Below are 15238 nucleotides of genomic sequence, written 5' to 3'. Positions count from 1 at the left end.
TAGAAATGAATTGTCTCAAATGGCAAATAGCAAAAGTCTGTTGCAGTAAGGAGGATTGCCGATGGAATCAAGTAGTCGGAGAAAATTAAATGAAGGAATAGTAGAAGGCCATAAAATCAGAGAACAGTTTCTAAATGCAATTCAACTATGTGATAGGTCAATGTTGGACAAATACAAAGGTCAAATCTTAAACATAATGAAACACGATACACTAAATCTTTTTAAAAGAATCCCAGAGAATAGACTCCGGTCCTATAAAAATTTTCTTTTATCACATAACACTCTCTATAGTTATAGCGCAGAAAAAGGGGGACTACATGCTACAACATCTCATTTCATGTCTGAAAAATATGCGATTATGATCGAACATACGGATACAATAGCCAATCTGGACACGATTCATTCCAATATGATTGAAGAATATATGGATCCATCGATTCGATATAACCAAATCAATGATCCAACCATTGTCGATAAGGCTGTTGCTTATATTGAAATGAACTTTGCGGAAGAGTTTACCATCGAACAGATCGCTCATGACTTACATGTACATCCATCACATCTCATGCGTTCCTTTAAAAAGGAAAAAGGAATAACCATAAGCCATTATCGTAATCAAAAACGTGTGAAGGAAGCCAAAGAACTTATTATTCACACCAACCTTTCCATGACAGAAATAGCCGTTATGGTTGGATTTAATAACTCTCAATACTTTTCGAAAATTTTCAAAGGTGTAGAAGGGATGTCACCGGTAAAATTAAAGAAGAAGTATATGGAGCAGAATGAGCAAGAAAAATATAGGTAGTAGGCTGATTGATCGTGGTTGTGTTCCCTGTTTTAGGAAAATGCAATTTTAGTGTAAAAAATTGTAATATAATTAGAAAACAAGTGTAAGCGCTTGCGTTATGATAGAAGCAGAAGTCATAAACCATTTAAAAACTTATTGTTAATTTGTATAGTCAACAAATGGGTGGTTTGTTGTACTAGGAACAAAAGGTGGTTTATACACTTCTAAAACACTAAAGCGGCAGAAACAGGGGGAATCCAAATGGAACAAAGAAAATTTGGAGTTAGAGACCAATTTGGTTATATGTTAGGTGATGTTGGGGGAAGTTTCGTTAACCTTTATATTGGAAGTTTCTTTTTAGTATTTGCTACCTATGTCTTAGGCGTAAGCCCTTATTTTATGGGGACGTTGTTTCTAGTATCGAGGATATTTGATGCATTTACCGATGTGGCAATGGGAAGTATTCCAGACCGTTGGAAACTTGGAAAAAGTGGAGATAAATTCCTTCCATATATTAACGTTTCGAAATGGTTATTAGCAGGTTCTGTTTTGTTAGCGTTTGCAGATGTGTCGAGTTGGGGATCAACCGCGACACATGTTTGGGTAGTTGTGGTGTATTTATTCTACGGTATTGCATATACAGCAGATTCCATTCCTTACGGGTCGCTTGCGGCGGTTATTACACAAGATCCGATAGAACGTACTAAGCTATCTCGTGCACGTGCCATCGGCGGAATGATTGTTGGGATTGGCGCAATGTCAATCGTTCCGATGTTTATTTATGATAATACTGGTGCAGTTGTACCTGATGCGTTCTTTATCGTAGCCACTATTTTTGCTATTGGATCGTTACTCGCCTATACGGGTCTCGTTAGACTGACAACAGAACGTGTTCGAGATGATCAGCAACCTGGTGAAAAATCAGATTATAAGTTTAAAGATGCATTAATTGCCACATTTAAAAACAGACAGTTAATAGGTATGATGGTTGCTTCGGTCGGATCTTTAATTATGATTAATGGGGTAACACAATTAGCCTCAATTGTATTTGCTGAATATTATAATAATCCAGGTGCGTTTGCGATTAACTCATTTGTACAAATTGGTGTTAGCTTGGCGTTATTCCTGTTCGTACCGAAACTAGTGGCGAAGTTTGGCAAGCGTAATATCGTAATTGTGACATCATCATTTAGTATTATCGGCTCAGCACTTTTGACCATTTTTATTGTTGAAAATGTTTATGTATATATCGCCTTATACAATATTGCAACAATAGCTAATATGACGTTTGTCATGATTGTATGGGCATTAGTAACAGATTGTTTGGATTACACAGAACTTCAAACAGGAAAGCGTTATGATGGAACACTTTATTCGATTTATTCGTTCTCACGTAAAGTTGGAATGGGAATTGGATCCGCTTTAGGTAGTTATGCACTTGGTTGGGTTGGATTCCAGTCAGGTGTTGAATCACAATCGAAAGAGGTTGCTACTGGTGTATTACGTATGTATAACGGACTTCCGATTGTAGCATTTGCTCTAATGTTAATCGGATTATTATTTATTTTTAATTTAAATAATGATCGAACAAATGAAATGTATCAAGTATTAGAATCCAAACGAACAGCTTAATTTGAACATATTGAGAAAAATATTATTCATTAGATAGGAGAATGTAATATGCGTACAAGATTTTTATCAAAATTAACTAATGGTGAAGTAGAAGAGTATTTAGATAGAAACGATCTTATTTTTGTACCAGTAGGAGTAACTGAAACACATGGGGCGCTACCACTTGATTCAGAAACCGTACTTGCAGAAGCATTTGCTTTAAAAATGGCTGAAAAAACAGAAGGATTAGTACTCCATAATTTACCATATTTCTTTGCGGGAGCTACTCCTGTTGGTAGAGGTACTGTTCAGATGAGTACCAGAGATGGTGCTGCCTATTTAGACCGAATTGCTCAATCTTTACTAAATCAAGGATTCAGACGTCAAGTATATGTGACAATGCACGGTCCAGCCTATTTAACGGTCAGCCCAATGATCAGAGACTTTTTTGATCGAACGAAAGCTCCTATCCTCTATATGGATATGATCATGGCAATCAACTCTATCAAGAATTTATCGTTTGATTTCTTAGAGAAATTTAATGATATGGCTATCGGGGCATATTCCGTATTAGGTCGGTTAGAAGACGTTCCTTTAAACGTACCAGAATCTAACTCAGTTAGCTATGATCTAGAAAAGGTGATGAAAGCAAATGCAGACAATCCAGCAAGTCCACTGGGAAAATTTGCATATCAATCCGGTGCGGTGGGATATTATTTCGATCAACCTTCAGATCATTTATATACCCCGTTACTAAAAACGCCAGAAGAACGTGACCAATATGCTAAATCTGGTGTGGAAGCGATTGGTGAAATTGTTGCCAAATTAGAAATGTCAAGTGTAGTAAAGTCGCTGCGCGAGGTTGATGAATACACCAAAAGCAATAGCTTGAAAAAATATGGACAATGGCTTCCTAAATAAGGAAGCACAGGGGCGGTTTTCTGATTCTTAGACATGAAAAAGAAGCGCATGAACCGTCCCTTCGCTTCATGATAAAACAATTTTATTGGATATATTATTAATTAAATCTCCTCTGCTTAGAACCCCAATAACGCGTCCGACCCCGTTGACGACAGGGAGTTTTTTATAACGATGTTGCGACAATAATTGAATCGTCCTTTCAAACTCTTCATCAGGAGACACAGACAGGACTCTTCTTTTTGTCATGATGTCTTTTACCTGTGTATCAAGTTTTTCTCGTAAAACTTGCGTAAATTCTCCTCCCTCTAAAACATAAACAAGCCCAGCAAAACCAATTGGCTTAGGGGATAAGTAGCGTAGTACATCACCATCTGATACCATGCCGATTAAATGATCTTGATCGTCAACAACTGGCACACCACCAATCTGATTGGAATTAAGGATGTTGACTAATTCTTTCACAGTATTGGAAGGTTTTACTGTGTAAACCTTTGTAATCATGAAATCGCGTACTTTCATTTATTCTCCCACTCCCACTTATGAAACCGCATACATATTTATCTGTTTTATTTTAACATAAATCATCCCCCGTATCTAAGAAAAAGAGCGGAAGTTCGGGACGATCTACTGCTTCCTGGATTTTCCACGGTTGGAGAAGTGGGACAAGTGCCCTGTCCCCATGTCCCATAAAAGTTTATTGATTTACGATAAATTTATTGTTAGAATCAATAAGAAACTAAAAGGATGAGGTGCTTTTTATGAAACGTGGATCAACGTTGTTTTTAAAGATAGCTGTTTTTCTAATCGGTGCTCCAGTGCTTGGTTTGTGTCTGTTTTTGTTGCCTCAAATAGCAATGGAAGCAATCGAGCAAGCCCAAAAGGGGGGAGAGTTGGCTTATGTAGTATTTGGCATTTTAATTATTTTATATGGATCGGCGGTACCTTTTTACGTTGCATTGTACCAAGCGTTAAAGCTTTTAAGTTATATTGATAAAAGTGAAGCTTTCTCTCAAAATTCTGTTATAGCACTTAAAAAAATCAAACTCTGTGCGATCACAATTAGTGGTTTATATCTGGTGGCTCTACCATTGATCTATATTATAGCCGAATGGGATGACGCACCAGGCTTAATATTGATTGGATTGGTTGTGATGGGCGCTTCGATAGTAATTGCGGTCTTTGCTGCTGTTCTCCAAAGACTTCTGCAGGAAGCAATCCATATAAAATCTGAAAATGATTTAACGGTTTGAGGTGATTACAATGGCAATTATAATTAATATTGATGTAATGCTAGCTAAGAGGAAAATGAGTGTAACTGAACTTTCACAGAAAGTTGGAATCACAATGGCAAATCTCTCTATACTGAAAAATGGGAAGGCCAAAGCAGTTCGATTTTCAACTTTAGAAGCAATTTGTAAAGCATTGGATTGCCAACCAGGTGATATTTTGGAGTACAAAAATGATGATCATCCAATAGATTAGAAGCAGCGGGCAGGGGGGGTTCTTTTGCTTCCACGGATACGAAAAAGGAAGCAAAAGAACTGTCTCTGCGCTTTTTTCCTTTAATTATCTAAATAACTACAGGTTACATGTCCTACTGCTTTTGCTGCGACAAGTATGGCATCTTCATCAATATCAAATTTTGGATGGTGATTGAAGTATGGATCATCCACGTCTTTAGGTGTGCAGCCGATATAGAAATAGGAACCAGGAATTTTTTCTAAATAATAGGCGAAATCCTCGGAAGGAGATAGTTTAGGGAATTCTTTCACCTCTTTAATGTCTTTATCCTCTGCAGTTTTTAACGTTTCGGCGACAAAATCTGTTAATTCTGGATCATTGTATAATGGTGGATAGTCTGGTGTGTAAGTTAATTCACAGGTAACACCAAATAATGCTTCAATTCCTTTCACAATCCGATGAAATTCTTTTTCAATGACTTCTTGGACTTCTTTATTGGAATAGCGAATATCTCCTTCGATTTCAATACTGTCTTTGATCACATTGAAGGATCCCTTCCCATCAAATGAACCTATCGTCACCACACCAGCATGCAATGGATTGATTCTACGGCTAACAATGGTTTGAACCGCTGTGACAAAATGGCTCCCCGCAACAATCGAATCATTTGCTTTATCTGGTGAAGAACCATGGCCACCTTGCCCTTTAATGACTAATTTAAAATACGTTCTCCCATTAAAAGAATACCCTGCATGATAGCCGACTGTACCAGCTGGACCAAGTGGTAAAACGTGGATTCCAAAAATGGCTTCTAAATCGTCAAGCTTACCAGTTTCCATAATACTTTTTGCACCACCTGGAGGTTGTTCTTCTGCGTGTTGGTGAATCAATTTTATGGTACCTTGTAGTTGATCTTTCAACTGTATAAGACAATCCCCAAGCACAAGCAGATAAGCGGTGTGGGCATCATGTCCACAAGCATGCATGACACCTTCATTTTTAGATTTAAAAGGAACATCAGCTTCTTCTTTAATAGGCAGTGCATCAAAATCTGCACGAAGTCCGATTGTTTTTCCTGGTTTTGCCCCTTTGATGGTTACAATGATGCCGGGACCATTCCCTACATTTGTTTCAATCTCTACATCTTTATCTTTATAAAAGTCAGCGATATAGTTCGCCGTCTTTTCTTCTTTAAATGAAAGTTCTGGATTTTCGTGTAAGTGGCGGCGAATCTTAATCATTTCCTCTTCACGTGATTCAAGCAATTCCATTAACTTTTCTCTCATTTGATTAATCTCCTTTCTTTTTTTTCGCGTCTAACTATTTGGTTTCGCCAACATTCTTAGGGACAAGAGTCATAATCGAAATCAATGAGAGAACAGCAAAGATCACATTAGTAATGATCCCTGCTGTCGCTGCAACATGGACAGAACTATATGCTACGATTGCACTATACACCGTTGCAGAAATGGCAACACCAAATGCATTCCCTAATGAACTAGCCATTTTATAAATACCAGAAGCTTCCCCAACCTTACTATCTGGTGCAGCAGATACTGCTGTATCCGTTGATGGTGTGGCATACATTCCAAGGCCTAACCCAAATAGAATAAATCCACCAAAAACAGTTACGGTGTATATAAAACCTGGTAAGAAGGTTAATCCCATGACAGCAACTCCAACTAATGTTAACAATGTGCCCCAAATCATCGGATTTCTTGCACCAACACGTTGCATAATTTTTTCCCCAACACGAATTAAAGCTAGAACGGCTACCAAATAGCCAATTGATAACATCCCTGATTGAAACGCCGTGAATCCACGTCCAACTTGGACATACGTATTAGCAACAATCAATGTACCTGCTACCGCATTTAGTAAAAAGTTTGAAATGGTAGCACCTGTATAAGGTTTATTTTCAAATAATTTAAAATCAATCAGTGGCGTTGTTTCAACTCTTTTTTCATAGCGAACGAAAAGTATAACTCCTACAATCGCGACAATTGATAATACAATAGTTGTGATGCTTGTCCATCCCAAATCAGCCCCTTGTGTAATCACAATGTTGATGGCTAACATGGTGACAATGAAAATAGCTAATCCACCAAAGTCAAATTTAAAATCACCAGATGTCTCGGCTTTACTCTCTGGAACTTCTTTTATTAACCACATTGAAAGTATAGCGAAGATAATGGAAAAGATAAAAATCCATTCCCACCCCATGTAGGTAGCGATCGCACCACCTGCAAAAGATGTCACACCAGAACCACCCCAAGAACCGATGGACCAGTAACTTAATGCACGTTGACGTTCTTCTCCTTCAAAATATGCTTTCATCAATGCAATCGTTGCAGGCATGATACATGCAGCAGATATACCTTGTAATACCCGTCCAATAATTAAAAGGATGGCCCCTTGTGCAAGGACAAGTGCTAACGATCCAATAATACTAAGAATCAATCCAAGATAGGTGATTTTCTTTCTACCAATTCGATCTGCTAAGCCCCCTGCTACGACAATAAACATCCCCGAGAACAAGGACGTTAGACTGATGGCAATATTTAACGTAGTTAGGTTCACCCCTAAATCTTCTTGTACGGCAGGGACGATGTTGACCATGGCTTGAGCGAACAGCCAGAATGTGATTACACCAAACACAATCCCTGCAATCATGGTATTTGTACCTTTATAAGTGGTTTTATCTGTAGTCATGGTACCTCCTCCTATAATCTATTTTTCGGGAAAACGTATTTTCCTTTTCACTTACTGTTTGTTTTAAACGAAATAGTATACAATGATACCCCCGTACTATTGTTCTAAATTTTTGGAAAATAAAAGATATGTATTAGGGGAGGAAAAACGATCATTGAAGGCACTGTGCGCTTGTTATGTCGTCGAGAAAGGAAGAAAATGAAGTAAAGGTAATGGTGATACGTGTTGATTAATTGCCTATACATAATTCAAGTCAAGACAAAGAGAAGAGGGAAGAAAGCAAAAAAAGGGCGGTTCTTGTACTTCCTTCGATACCGATAGGAAGAATACAGAACCGCCCTACACTTCATGGTTATGTTAAGAAATCTATTTCGATTTCATTTTTTCGTGGTTCACGTTTAAAAAGATAGTCGCCATGACGAATGGATGCAAGTACTTCGGCGCGTTCGCGAATTGCTTCATAGGAGTCCATAGCATCTAAAACGATAAAGTTCGCTGGTTTCCCAGCTTCAATGCCGTACTCATCGTTAACGCGCATAATGTTTGCACCATGATAGGTGATCAAATCGAATGCCTTATTGATTTCATCAATGTGCGTATAATGTGCTAAATGGATCCCATTGTCTAGAATGTTCATCATATTCCCATTCCCTAATGGGTACCAGTAATCTGCAATTGAATCCTGTGCAAATGCGACACTATTCCCATTATGCAACAGCTCTTTTACTCGTGTTAAGCCACGTCGTTTCGGATAAGTATCGCCACGTCCTTGTAAATGCGCGTTTTCCGTCGGACAGGAAATGAAGTTAATCTGTGATTGTTTAAATAAACCTAACATTTTATTGGCGTAACTGTTTTCGACGGATCCAAAGCTACATGTGTGACTTGCGGTGGTGTATGGCCCATAGTTTTCTTCCATTACAAGTGCATTTAACACCTCTAAAAATCGGCTATTCGGATCGTCATTTTCATCACAGTGTATGTCAATCATCACGTTATGTTTGATCGCCATGTTGACGATTCGTTTTAATGATTCGACACCGTGTTCATAGGAAATCTCAAAGTGTGGAATCCCACCAGCAACGTCAGCCCCCATTGCAAGTGCTTGTTCCATTAATTGTTCTGCACCTTCATAGCGAAAAAATCCTTCTTGAGGAAAGGCGACTAGTTGTAAGGTCACGACATCCTTTAATTCTTCACGTAGTTTAAGTAATGCTTTCATCCCTGTTAAATGGGGATCGGTAATATCAACATGGGTCCGAATATATTGAACCCCTTTATTTAACTCTTTTCGAATCCCTTTGATCGCACGCTCACGCACCATTTCTTCTGTTAGAGATTTCTTATTGTCACTCCAACGTTGGATCCCTTCAAATAGCGTTCCGGATACATTGGCATTTCCTTCGCCAAGCCCTGAAAAAATATAATCTAAATGTAAATGTGGATCAACATAAGGCGGTAACACCAGACGTCCTTGTAAATCAATCACTTCATCCGCGTCACCTAAATCATTTCCAATTGCTTGAAAACGACCATTTTTCACCAAAATTTCATGCGAACCTACATCATTGTATATCGTTGCATTGATAAACTTTTTCATATATACATCACTCCTATTTATATGTAACTGTACTCCATTGTATCAAAGATGGGACATGGGGACAGGTTTACTGTCCCACCTCCTCACTCGTCGCTTGCCGTCCACGTCAAACTGTTTGGTTTTACGGGGAAAGTGGTCGTTTACGGGATTATCGTGTTTTTACGGAATTAATCGACCTTTTCGCGGAATTACTGTCATTTTCACGAAATAATAATACGGACATAAATGGGACAAATGCCCTGTCCCCATGTCCCACGATAGTGGACGCTTGTTTGTATAAATTCATCTTCAAAAGTAAAAATAAAGGTGAAATGAGGTGATATGCTTGAATCATGAAGTAGACTACGATCGAGATTTTGATCGTGAAGATCAGCTAAGTATTGATCAATTAAGGCATATTTTACAAAGTTCTCACGATAGGGAAGTAAAGCTTATGAGGGAATATTTGATTGCTTCTGATCGAATTCATCATCATCCTGAATTAAAGCAGCGATTACAAAATTTTGCAGAAGGAAACGCCAAACGCACGGATCAACTGTTGGATGAGTTGAAAAAATTGCAATAAGGTGGGACACGGGGACAGGTTTACTGTCCCACACAACACTGGGACAAGTGCCCTGTCCCCTTGTCCCTAATTATTAGGTTCTAAATCTTCTATGGAATCGATGTCCATATAGTCTGGAACAACAAAGCCAATTTTCGCACCAGTTAAATTTTCCCCTAAGTCCACAAAGTCTTCTTTGTATCGCTCATAATAGGAAGCATGTGTAGCGGGTAACCAAGGTGAGAGTGTTGCATCTGCTTCACTGTTAGCGATTGCCTGGAACATGACAGCTGGATCAACCGGTGTTATTTTTACATTAAAACCCTGTTGTTCTAAGATTGCTTGCATGACATGACTGGATGATCGTTCGGTATCCCATGGTGTAGAAACTAACTCAATCGATTTTCCATCAACCTGATCGACACCTTCCGTCCACTCTGCTACTAGATCTTCATTTTCATTCACCCAATTATCTGCTGCTTCTTTAAAGGAAACATCTTGAGCGGCAAGCATTACTTCTTGCATTTGCTCTGGTTCCCAGTAGAAACGATCAAGAATGGTAAAGGCATTTGGCATGTCTTCTTCTAAGCCTTTTCTCGTGATCGTATTAATATTCTCGGAACCACCAAACGTTTCTTTTGGATTGTCTAAAAACTTAAGATCGTACTGAGCGAACTTCCAATGTGGTGTCCAACCAGTTACAATCACTGGTTCCTCGTTATCAATTGCTTCACCTAAAGTTGTTAACATCCCAACAGTTGCTCCATCTAAAAGATTCCAACCTTCCAAGTTGTCATATTCCTCTAACGTCTTATTTGCTAAATCCATTGTACCCGATCCAGGTTCAATACCTATAATCGAGTATTCTACTTCTTCACTATAATTTACAGTATCTTCTTCCTCTGGTGGTGGCGCATCTTCATTCCCGCATCCAGCAAGTAGAAAGGAAAAAGATAAGCCAAGTGTGAGACAGATTGATTTTGTATTTATCACTTGTCCAACCTCCTTCGAAATGGAATAGGATTTCAATTTTATTATGGCCAATTAGTTCCATTTTAGTTAGAAATCATGAAAATAGTGGGACATGGGGACAGGTTTACTGTCCCATCAGCCCTGGGACAAGTGCCCTGTCCCCGTGTCCCGTAATGGTAGAAGGATAGAAAGCTCAGAAGGTAAGAAAATTACATCCTATAATGCAAGTAATGGAGAAAACTTGCTGAATTTATTGATCCAAGTTATGAAGATGTTGATGCTGCAGTAGATGCAGCCCAAGAAGCTTTTAAAACTTGGAAAAATGTAGGAGTGGGAGAAAGAAGCCAACTTTTAAGCTTTAGCAACTTTAAGTTCCACATTAGAGTTAGGGGATAGAGCAGTGCTGGTGGGGACAAGGGGACAGGTTTACTGTCCCACCAACCACTGGGACAAGTGCCCTGTCCCCATGTCCCAGTTTTACTTTTCGGTGCGTTTAGCTTCTTCAGATAGTTGTTCAAATGATTTTACTTTTCCGTGGGGGTCTTGTGATCTTTTTCTTGTTTCCCATTGTCGTTCTCGTTGACTTTTGGATTTAGACATCTGGCATCATGCTCCTTTTTGCTGTTAGCTATCAAGTTTATTTTATCTCAACTCATTTATCACTTCGAAGTTCTCTCTTCTTCTTGGCCTTTTCTTTGTGTGCACGATTGGCAGCGGCACTACCAAGTTCTTTAGAGAACTCTGTATCAGTCTTGCTAGCATCAAATCCCTGCTTATTCTTTTGTTGAGGGTCATTTTTCTTCGTTCGTTTAGCCATCTTTTATCCTCCTCCTTTTGTTTTAGTATTCAGTTTCCGAAAATAAATATGCAACAAACAACCAGGTCGCTCCCTGTGCTCCTGCCCATCCTAACAAAAGAAGTAAGAGAACCGTTCTGCAGCTTCACTTTTCTTGAGCCTTCAAAGCAGTTTGATTTATTTGAAGTTTAAAATACCAAGATATATAGTAAAACTATTGTATTCACGTAATTTTCGAAATTTTTTTGCAGGTCTACATAATAGGGGGCAAAAAGATGAATCAATCCAAATTATGGACAAAAGATTTTATCATCATGTTCGTATCAACGTTGTTTGTCAGTTTAACATTTTTTTTATTAATGACGACGTTAACCGAGTATGCGGTGGAGGAATTTAATGCTTCGCAAAGCATGGCGGGTCTTGTGTCAAGTATATTTATAGTGGGAGCACTCGTTGCTCGTCTTTTTGCTGGAAAATATATTGAGATTGTTGGACGGAAAAAGATGCTTTATGGTGGATTGGGTTTATTTTTGGTGGTCATGTTATCCTATTTTATTGTAGAAAATATGAACATATTATTGCTAATTCGTTGTCTTCATGGAGTAGCGTTTGGGGTATTTACCACTGTTATCGTAACGGTTGTTGTAGATATTATTCCAAACGAACGTAAGGGAGAAGGAATAAGCTATTTTTCATTAAGTTTAATCCTTGCCATGGCGGTAGGACCTTTTTTAGGAATTTATCTCGGACAACAAGGAAACTATACGATGATTTTTGCAGTTTGTACACTTTTTTCTCTAATAGGTTCGCTTATTTTGTTATTGGTGCCAATTCCAAAAGCAGACATCACGAAAGAACAGATTGAAGCAATGAAAGAATTTAAGCTAAAAGAATTCTTTGAAATAAAGGCTATTCCTATTTCGGTTATGATGACCATTATGGCATTTGCTTACTCAGGTATTTTATCGTTTATTAATTCTTATGCTATTGCAATTAATATAGTAGATGCGGCAAGTTTCTTCTTTATTGTGTATGCCTTCTTCATTTTAATATCGAGACCATTCACTGGGCGCTTATTAGATAAAAAGGGAGATAACATTGTGATCTATCCAGCCTTGGTGTTGTTTGTGATTGGATTAGTTACACTTAGCCAAGCAAGTCAAGGCTTCACGCTCCTTTTAGCAGGAGCACTCATTGGTCTTGGGTATGGAACGCTAAATTCTTGTTTTCAAGCTATTGCCATTAAGGAGTCGCCGCGGCATCGAGTTGGCCTTGCTAATTCAACCTTTCTCGTATTTATGGATTCTGGAACAGGCTTTGGTCCTTTCCTGATAGGGTTTATCATTCCAATCGTTGGTTTTCGCGGATTGTACCTAACCCTGGCAACGCTCATATTTGCAAGCATCTTCTTGTACTATCTTCTTCACGGAAAAAAGAAACGAACAGAAAAAAATATCCTACAAGCGAGTTGAATTGGGACAAGGGGACAGGTTCACTGTCCCACGCACAAAGAGATTCTACTGGGACAACAACCCTGTCCCCATGTCCCACTCCTTTGCGCATCCAGTAGTAAGAAAGATATATTTGGGTAAAATGAAGACTGGATAGTTTAAATGGAGGTGAAAGTAATGAGCCTAACTCCTGAACAACGAAATCAAGTGGAGAAGGAATTAAGAGATAACTTCAAACTTTCTGGATTAACACCAGAAGTAATCCAAGCGGACCTCGCTTTTAATCATGAGCAGTTTGAAGAAACGATTAACCTTGGTCCTACTGCTGATGAAGCAGCAGTATCACGTTTGCGTAATTATTTAGTGGAAAAGCTAAATGAACAAGGAAAAGAACCTTCTTCTTATTCTGAATAAAAACGAACAATGTGGGACATCATAATGGATGTAGGAAGGAAACAAGAAATAAATGAGGTGTTGGTGAAAGACAACTTGGATGAACTTCAATGTGACAAGTCAAGGAAGCATCACAAACTTCATGCAAATGAGGTGTTGGTGATCCGACAACAAGCGTAAGTAGATAACCATTAGCAAAACCTTTAAATGAGGTGTTAGCAATGGATCATACTACAGAATGTTTGAAGTAACGCACCAAACGTATTTCAACCTTCCTGCAATGGACAGGGGCCAAACGCGCCCTTGTCCTTTTTTATTTGGAAAAGAACATACGTCTGTCCCACCAAGAGCCAAGACCCAATGATGCCAGTACGAAATTGAAAGCATGAAGCCAGGTGTTACAGTATAAATAAATTTTTCCACATGTAACTGGCAATCCTCCAACCTTAACCTAAGGGTAAAACCCTTAGGCCAAATCATTGAGGGTACTAACGATTAGTGGGATATGATAGCCTCGCTGATGGACGTTTCACTGTATATCGTGTGTGTATTTTTTTCTTGAAACAGAGTAGGATAGGAAAATGCTAACCATCGATAGTAAGGCTATCACGATCAATCCAATCCATGCCAATGTATAAGATCCCATCAAATCATATACGGTTGCAGTAACTACGCCGCCTAATGCCATACCTACTTGAAAGGAGCTATTTGTTAAGCCCATCATTACCCCGTAGTTGTTAGTGCCGAAAATATGACTAGCAAATAGTGGAGGGGACACACTTGCAACAGCATTTCCAAATGCAAAGAAGATGGTCATAAGAATGAGGGCGAATTTAAATTGTCCAAATAATAGGAGGGCGAATGAAATCGCCATGCTAATATAACCGATAGATCCAGCTTTAATAACACCTAATTTATCACTTAACCAACCAAGAAGTAATTTACCAAAAATGCCTAAAACAGAATATAAAGAAACGATCGTAGCCGCGTAAACCATTCCATGTATGTCAGAGACAAAAGGATTTATTTGTTGAATCGAACCAGTAGTTGTTAGTCCAAGGAAAAATATCCCTACCATATAGATATAGAAAAAAGGCTCTTTTTTGGCTTCATTTGGCGTGATATTTATTTCAACTTTCGCTTTCTTATCATTGGTGGACTGCTCTTCTTCATCAGCTCCGTATTTTTTTAATCCGACTTCTTCAGGAGTTTTCTTCATAATAAACAATGTAATTGGCAGACTTATCATTAAGATGATTAATCCCATAATAAAATAAGTTTGTCTCCATCCAAAGTGGATGATCAGATTTGCAATAATAGGGCTCATGATAAAACCGCCCAAACCAATCCCAGAAATGGCAATACTGATTACTAACCCTCTATATTTTTCAAACCAATTCACAATAATGATTTGTGTGACCAAGTTCCCACAGAATATAAAGGCAATGCCGAGAAAAGCTGCTGAAATATACAAGTGATAGACCGATTGTGCTAATCCATAAGACATATAGGAAAGAGAAAATACGATTACACCAACTGATAAAACTAATTTAACGCTATATTTCTCTACTGCTTTTCCAGCAAAAGGGGATAAAAAAATCCCACAAACAGCGATGATTGTAGTTGTGAGTGTATAAGCGCTTCGTGGAATGTTAAACTCTTCTGTTACAGGTATCATATATAGACTGACTAGTGCACTTGTAAATGGAACTGTTAGTGTTATTAATAAAAGGCCAGCTAATACAATCCACCAACCATAAAATATACCTTTTCTTTTTGACATTGTACCTACTCCGATCAATCGACAAATTATGCAATGTTCACATACGTTACCTTGCCCATCTTTAGTAATATTAAAACGATACGATTGAATTGAAATCTGATCTCCATGCGACAAATCATAACATATTTTGATTGATCCAACCTACTTTACATATTTTTTTGTAAAAAAGCCCTTACAATCTTGCTTATTTATGAAAGACTTTATATA

General features: G+C 38.3%; 18 protein-coding genes. 10 read left to right on the top strand and 8 right to left on the bottom strand.

Going from position 1 to position 15238, the window contains the following annotated elements:
* Window positions 1-61: 61 nt before the first annotated feature.
* The 3 genes from FCI53_RS13665 (at window position 62) to FCI53_RS13655 (ending at window position 3319) form a co-directional block, all read left to right on the top strand.
* Entirely contained in the window at window positions 62-805 is a 744-nt protein-coding gene (locus tag FCI53_RS13665) for a helix-turn-helix transcriptional regulator (RefSeq protein WP_138419629.1), read from the top strand.
* 243 nt (window positions 806-1048) lie between these two features.
* On the top strand, window positions 1049-2419 hold the full coding sequence (locus tag FCI53_RS13660; RefSeq protein ID WP_138419628.1) for an MFS transporter: 1371 nt from the start codon (window positions 1049-1051) through the stop codon (window positions 2417-2419).
* Window positions 2420-2467: 48 nt separating this feature from the next.
* Window positions 2468-3319 (top strand): creatininase family protein, encoded by an 852-nt coding sequence (locus FCI53_RS13655; RefSeq protein WP_138419627.1) that lies wholly within the window; start codon window positions 2468-2470, stop codon window positions 3317-3319.
* Window positions 3320-3385: 66 nt separating this feature from the next.
* Here FCI53_RS13655 and FCI53_RS13650 read toward each other — a convergent pair whose 3' ends face one another.
* Window positions 3386-3838, bottom strand: coding sequence for a CBS domain-containing protein (locus FCI53_RS13650; RefSeq protein WP_138419626.1), 453 nt, complete (start codon window positions 3836-3838; stop codon window positions 3386-3388).
* A 239-nt stretch (window positions 3839-4077) separates the two neighbouring features.
* Here FCI53_RS13650 and FCI53_RS13645 point away from each other — a divergent pair, with 239 nt between their 5' ends.
* Window positions 4078-4569: a DUF2975 domain-containing protein gene (locus FCI53_RS13645; protein ID WP_138419625.1), complete on the top strand. Its 492-nt coding sequence runs from the start codon at window positions 4078-4080 to the stop codon at window positions 4567-4569.
* A 10-nt stretch (window positions 4570-4579) separates the two neighbouring features.
* Window positions 4580-4801: a helix-turn-helix domain-containing protein gene (locus tag FCI53_RS13640; protein WP_138419624.1), complete on the top strand. Its 222-nt coding sequence runs from the start codon at window positions 4580-4582 to the stop codon at window positions 4799-4801.
* 80 nt (window positions 4802-4881) lie between these two features.
* Here the strand turns inward: FCI53_RS13640 and FCI53_RS13635 are convergent, their stop codons facing one another.
* From FCI53_RS13635 to FCI53_RS13625, 3 genes are all read right to left on the bottom strand, one after another.
* A complete protein-coding gene (locus FCI53_RS13635) occupies window positions 4882-6066 on the bottom strand; it encodes an amidohydrolase (protein ID WP_138419623.1) in 1185 nt (394 codons plus the stop codon).
* 34 nt (window positions 6067-6100) lie between these two features.
* On the bottom strand, window positions 6101-7492 hold the full coding sequence (locus tag FCI53_RS13630; RefSeq protein WP_138419622.1) for an MFS transporter: 1392 nt from the start codon (window positions 7490-7492) through the stop codon (window positions 6101-6103).
* Between the two features lie 352 nt (window positions 7493-7844).
* On the bottom strand, window positions 7845-9092 hold the full coding sequence (locus FCI53_RS13625) for an amidohydrolase family protein (RefSeq protein WP_138419621.1): 1248 nt from the start codon (window positions 9090-9092) through the stop codon (window positions 7845-7847).
* 325 nt (window positions 9093-9417) lie between these two features.
* Here FCI53_RS13625 and FCI53_RS13620 point away from each other — a divergent pair, with 325 nt between their 5' ends.
* Window positions 9418-9657, top strand: a complete 240-nt coding sequence (locus FCI53_RS13620) for a hypothetical protein (protein WP_171038181.1) — start codon at window positions 9418-9420, stop codon at window positions 9655-9657.
* Window positions 9658-9723: 66 nt separating this feature from the next.
* Here the strand turns inward: FCI53_RS13620 and FCI53_RS13615 are convergent, their stop codons facing one another.
* Window positions 9724-10629 (bottom strand): glycine betaine ABC transporter substrate-binding protein, encoded by a 906-nt coding sequence (locus FCI53_RS13615; RefSeq protein ID WP_138419620.1) that lies wholly within the window; start codon window positions 10627-10629, stop codon window positions 9724-9726.
* A gap of 231 nt (window positions 10630-10860) precedes the next feature.
* On the opposite strand from FCI53_RS13615, the gene FCI53_RS22225 reads away from it, so the two are divergent.
* On the top strand, window positions 10861-11004 hold the full coding sequence (locus tag FCI53_RS22225; RefSeq protein WP_425457182.1) for an aldehyde dehydrogenase family protein: 144 nt from the start codon (window positions 10861-10863) through the stop codon (window positions 11002-11004).
* A gap of 81 nt (window positions 11005-11085) precedes the next feature.
* Here the strand turns inward: FCI53_RS22225 and FCI53_RS21920 are convergent, their stop codons facing one another.
* Window positions 11086-11208 carry a DUF6254 family protein gene (locus tag FCI53_RS21920; protein ID WP_246050111.1) on the bottom strand — a complete coding sequence of 41 codons (123 nt, stop codon included), beginning with the start codon at window positions 11206-11208 and terminating at the stop codon, window positions 11086-11088.
* A 52-nt stretch (window positions 11209-11260) separates the two neighbouring features.
* On the bottom strand, window positions 11261-11425 hold the full coding sequence (locus FCI53_RS21505) for a hypothetical protein (RefSeq protein ID WP_171038180.1): 165 nt from the start codon (window positions 11423-11425) through the stop codon (window positions 11261-11263).
* 254 nt (window positions 11426-11679) lie between these two features.
* Here FCI53_RS21505 and FCI53_RS13605 point away from each other — a divergent pair, with 254 nt between their 5' ends.
* From FCI53_RS13605 to FCI53_RS22060, 3 genes are all read left to right on the top strand, one after another.
* Window positions 11680-12876, top strand: coding sequence for an MFS transporter (locus tag FCI53_RS13605; RefSeq protein WP_138419619.1), 1197 nt, complete (start codon window positions 11680-11682; stop codon window positions 12874-12876).
* A 156-nt stretch (window positions 12877-13032) separates the two neighbouring features.
* Window positions 13033-13269, top strand: a complete 237-nt coding sequence (locus tag FCI53_RS13600) for a DUF2316 family protein (protein ID WP_138419618.1) — start codon at window positions 13033-13035, stop codon at window positions 13267-13269.
* Window positions 13270-13293: 24 nt separating this feature from the next.
* On the top strand, window positions 13294-13428 hold the full coding sequence (locus tag FCI53_RS22060) for a hypothetical protein (protein WP_281279537.1): 135 nt from the start codon (window positions 13294-13296) through the stop codon (window positions 13426-13428).
* Between the two features lie 349 nt (window positions 13429-13777).
* On the opposite strand, the gene FCI53_RS13595 is transcribed toward FCI53_RS22060, so the two are convergent.
* Complete coding sequence (locus FCI53_RS13595) at window positions 13778-15031, bottom strand: MFS transporter (protein ID WP_138419617.1); 1254 nt, start codon at window positions 15029-15031, stop codon at window positions 13778-13780.
* Between the last annotated feature and the right edge of the window lie 207 nt (window positions 15032-15238).

This window comes from Aquibacillus sediminis (assembly GCF_005870085.1).
Classification (GTDB): domain Bacteria; phylum Bacillota; class Bacilli; order Bacillales; family Amphibacillaceae; genus Aquibacillus_E; species Aquibacillus_E sediminis.
This window is presented reverse-complemented; position numbering and strand designations above follow the sequence as displayed.

Bases quoted from the DNA above. Each gene is read 5' to 3' on its own strand.
- FCI53_RS13665 (WP_138419629.1), top strand. From the start codon at position 62: ATGGAATCAAGTAGTCGGAGAAAATTAAATGAAGGAATAGTAGAAGGC.
- FCI53_RS13660 (WP_138419628.1), top strand. From the start codon at position 1,049: ATGGAACAAAGAAAATTTGGAGTTAGAGACCAATTTGGTTATATGTTA.
- FCI53_RS13655 (WP_138419627.1), top strand. From the start codon at position 2,468: ATGCGTACAAGATTTTTATCAAAATTAACTAATGGTGAAGTAGAAGAG.
- FCI53_RS13650 (WP_138419626.1), bottom strand. From the start codon at position 3,838: ATGAAAGTACGCGATTTCATGATTACAAAGGTTTACACAGTAAAACCT.
- FCI53_RS13645 (WP_138419625.1), top strand. From the start codon at position 4,078: ATGAAACGTGGATCAACGTTGTTTTTAAAGATAGCTGTTTTTCTAATC.
- FCI53_RS13640 (WP_138419624.1), top strand. From the start codon at position 4,580: ATGGCAATTATAATTAATATTGATGTAATGCTAGCTAAGAGGAAAATG.
- FCI53_RS13635 (WP_138419623.1), bottom strand. From the start codon at position 6,066: ATGAGAGAAAAGTTAATGGAATTGCTTGAATCACGTGAAGAGGAAATG.
- FCI53_RS13630 (WP_138419622.1), bottom strand. From the start codon at position 7,492: ATGACTACAGATAAAACCACTTATAAAGGTACAAATACCATGATTGCA.
- FCI53_RS13625 (WP_138419621.1), bottom strand. From the start codon at position 9,092: ATGAAAAAGTTTATCAATGCAACGATATACAATGATGTAGGTTCGCAT.
- FCI53_RS21920 (WP_246050111.1), bottom strand. From the start codon at position 11,208: ATGTCTAAATCCAAAAGTCAACGAGAACGACAATGGGAAACAAGAAAA.
- FCI53_RS21505 (WP_171038180.1), bottom strand. From the start codon at position 11,425: ATGGCTAAACGAACGAAGAAAAATGACCCTCAACAAAAGAATAAGCAG.
- FCI53_RS13605 (WP_138419619.1), top strand. From the start codon at position 11,680: ATGAATCAATCCAAATTATGGACAAAAGATTTTATCATCATGTTCGTA.
- FCI53_RS13600 (WP_138419618.1), top strand. From the start codon at position 13,033: ATGAGCCTAACTCCTGAACAACGAAATCAAGTGGAGAAGGAATTAAGA.
- FCI53_RS22060 (WP_281279537.1), top strand. From the start codon at position 13,294: ATGGATGTAGGAAGGAAACAAGAAATAAATGAGGTGTTGGTGAAAGAC.
- FCI53_RS13595 (WP_138419617.1), bottom strand. From the start codon at position 15,031: ATGTCAAAAAGAAAAGGTATATTTTATGGTTGGTGGATTGTATTAGCT.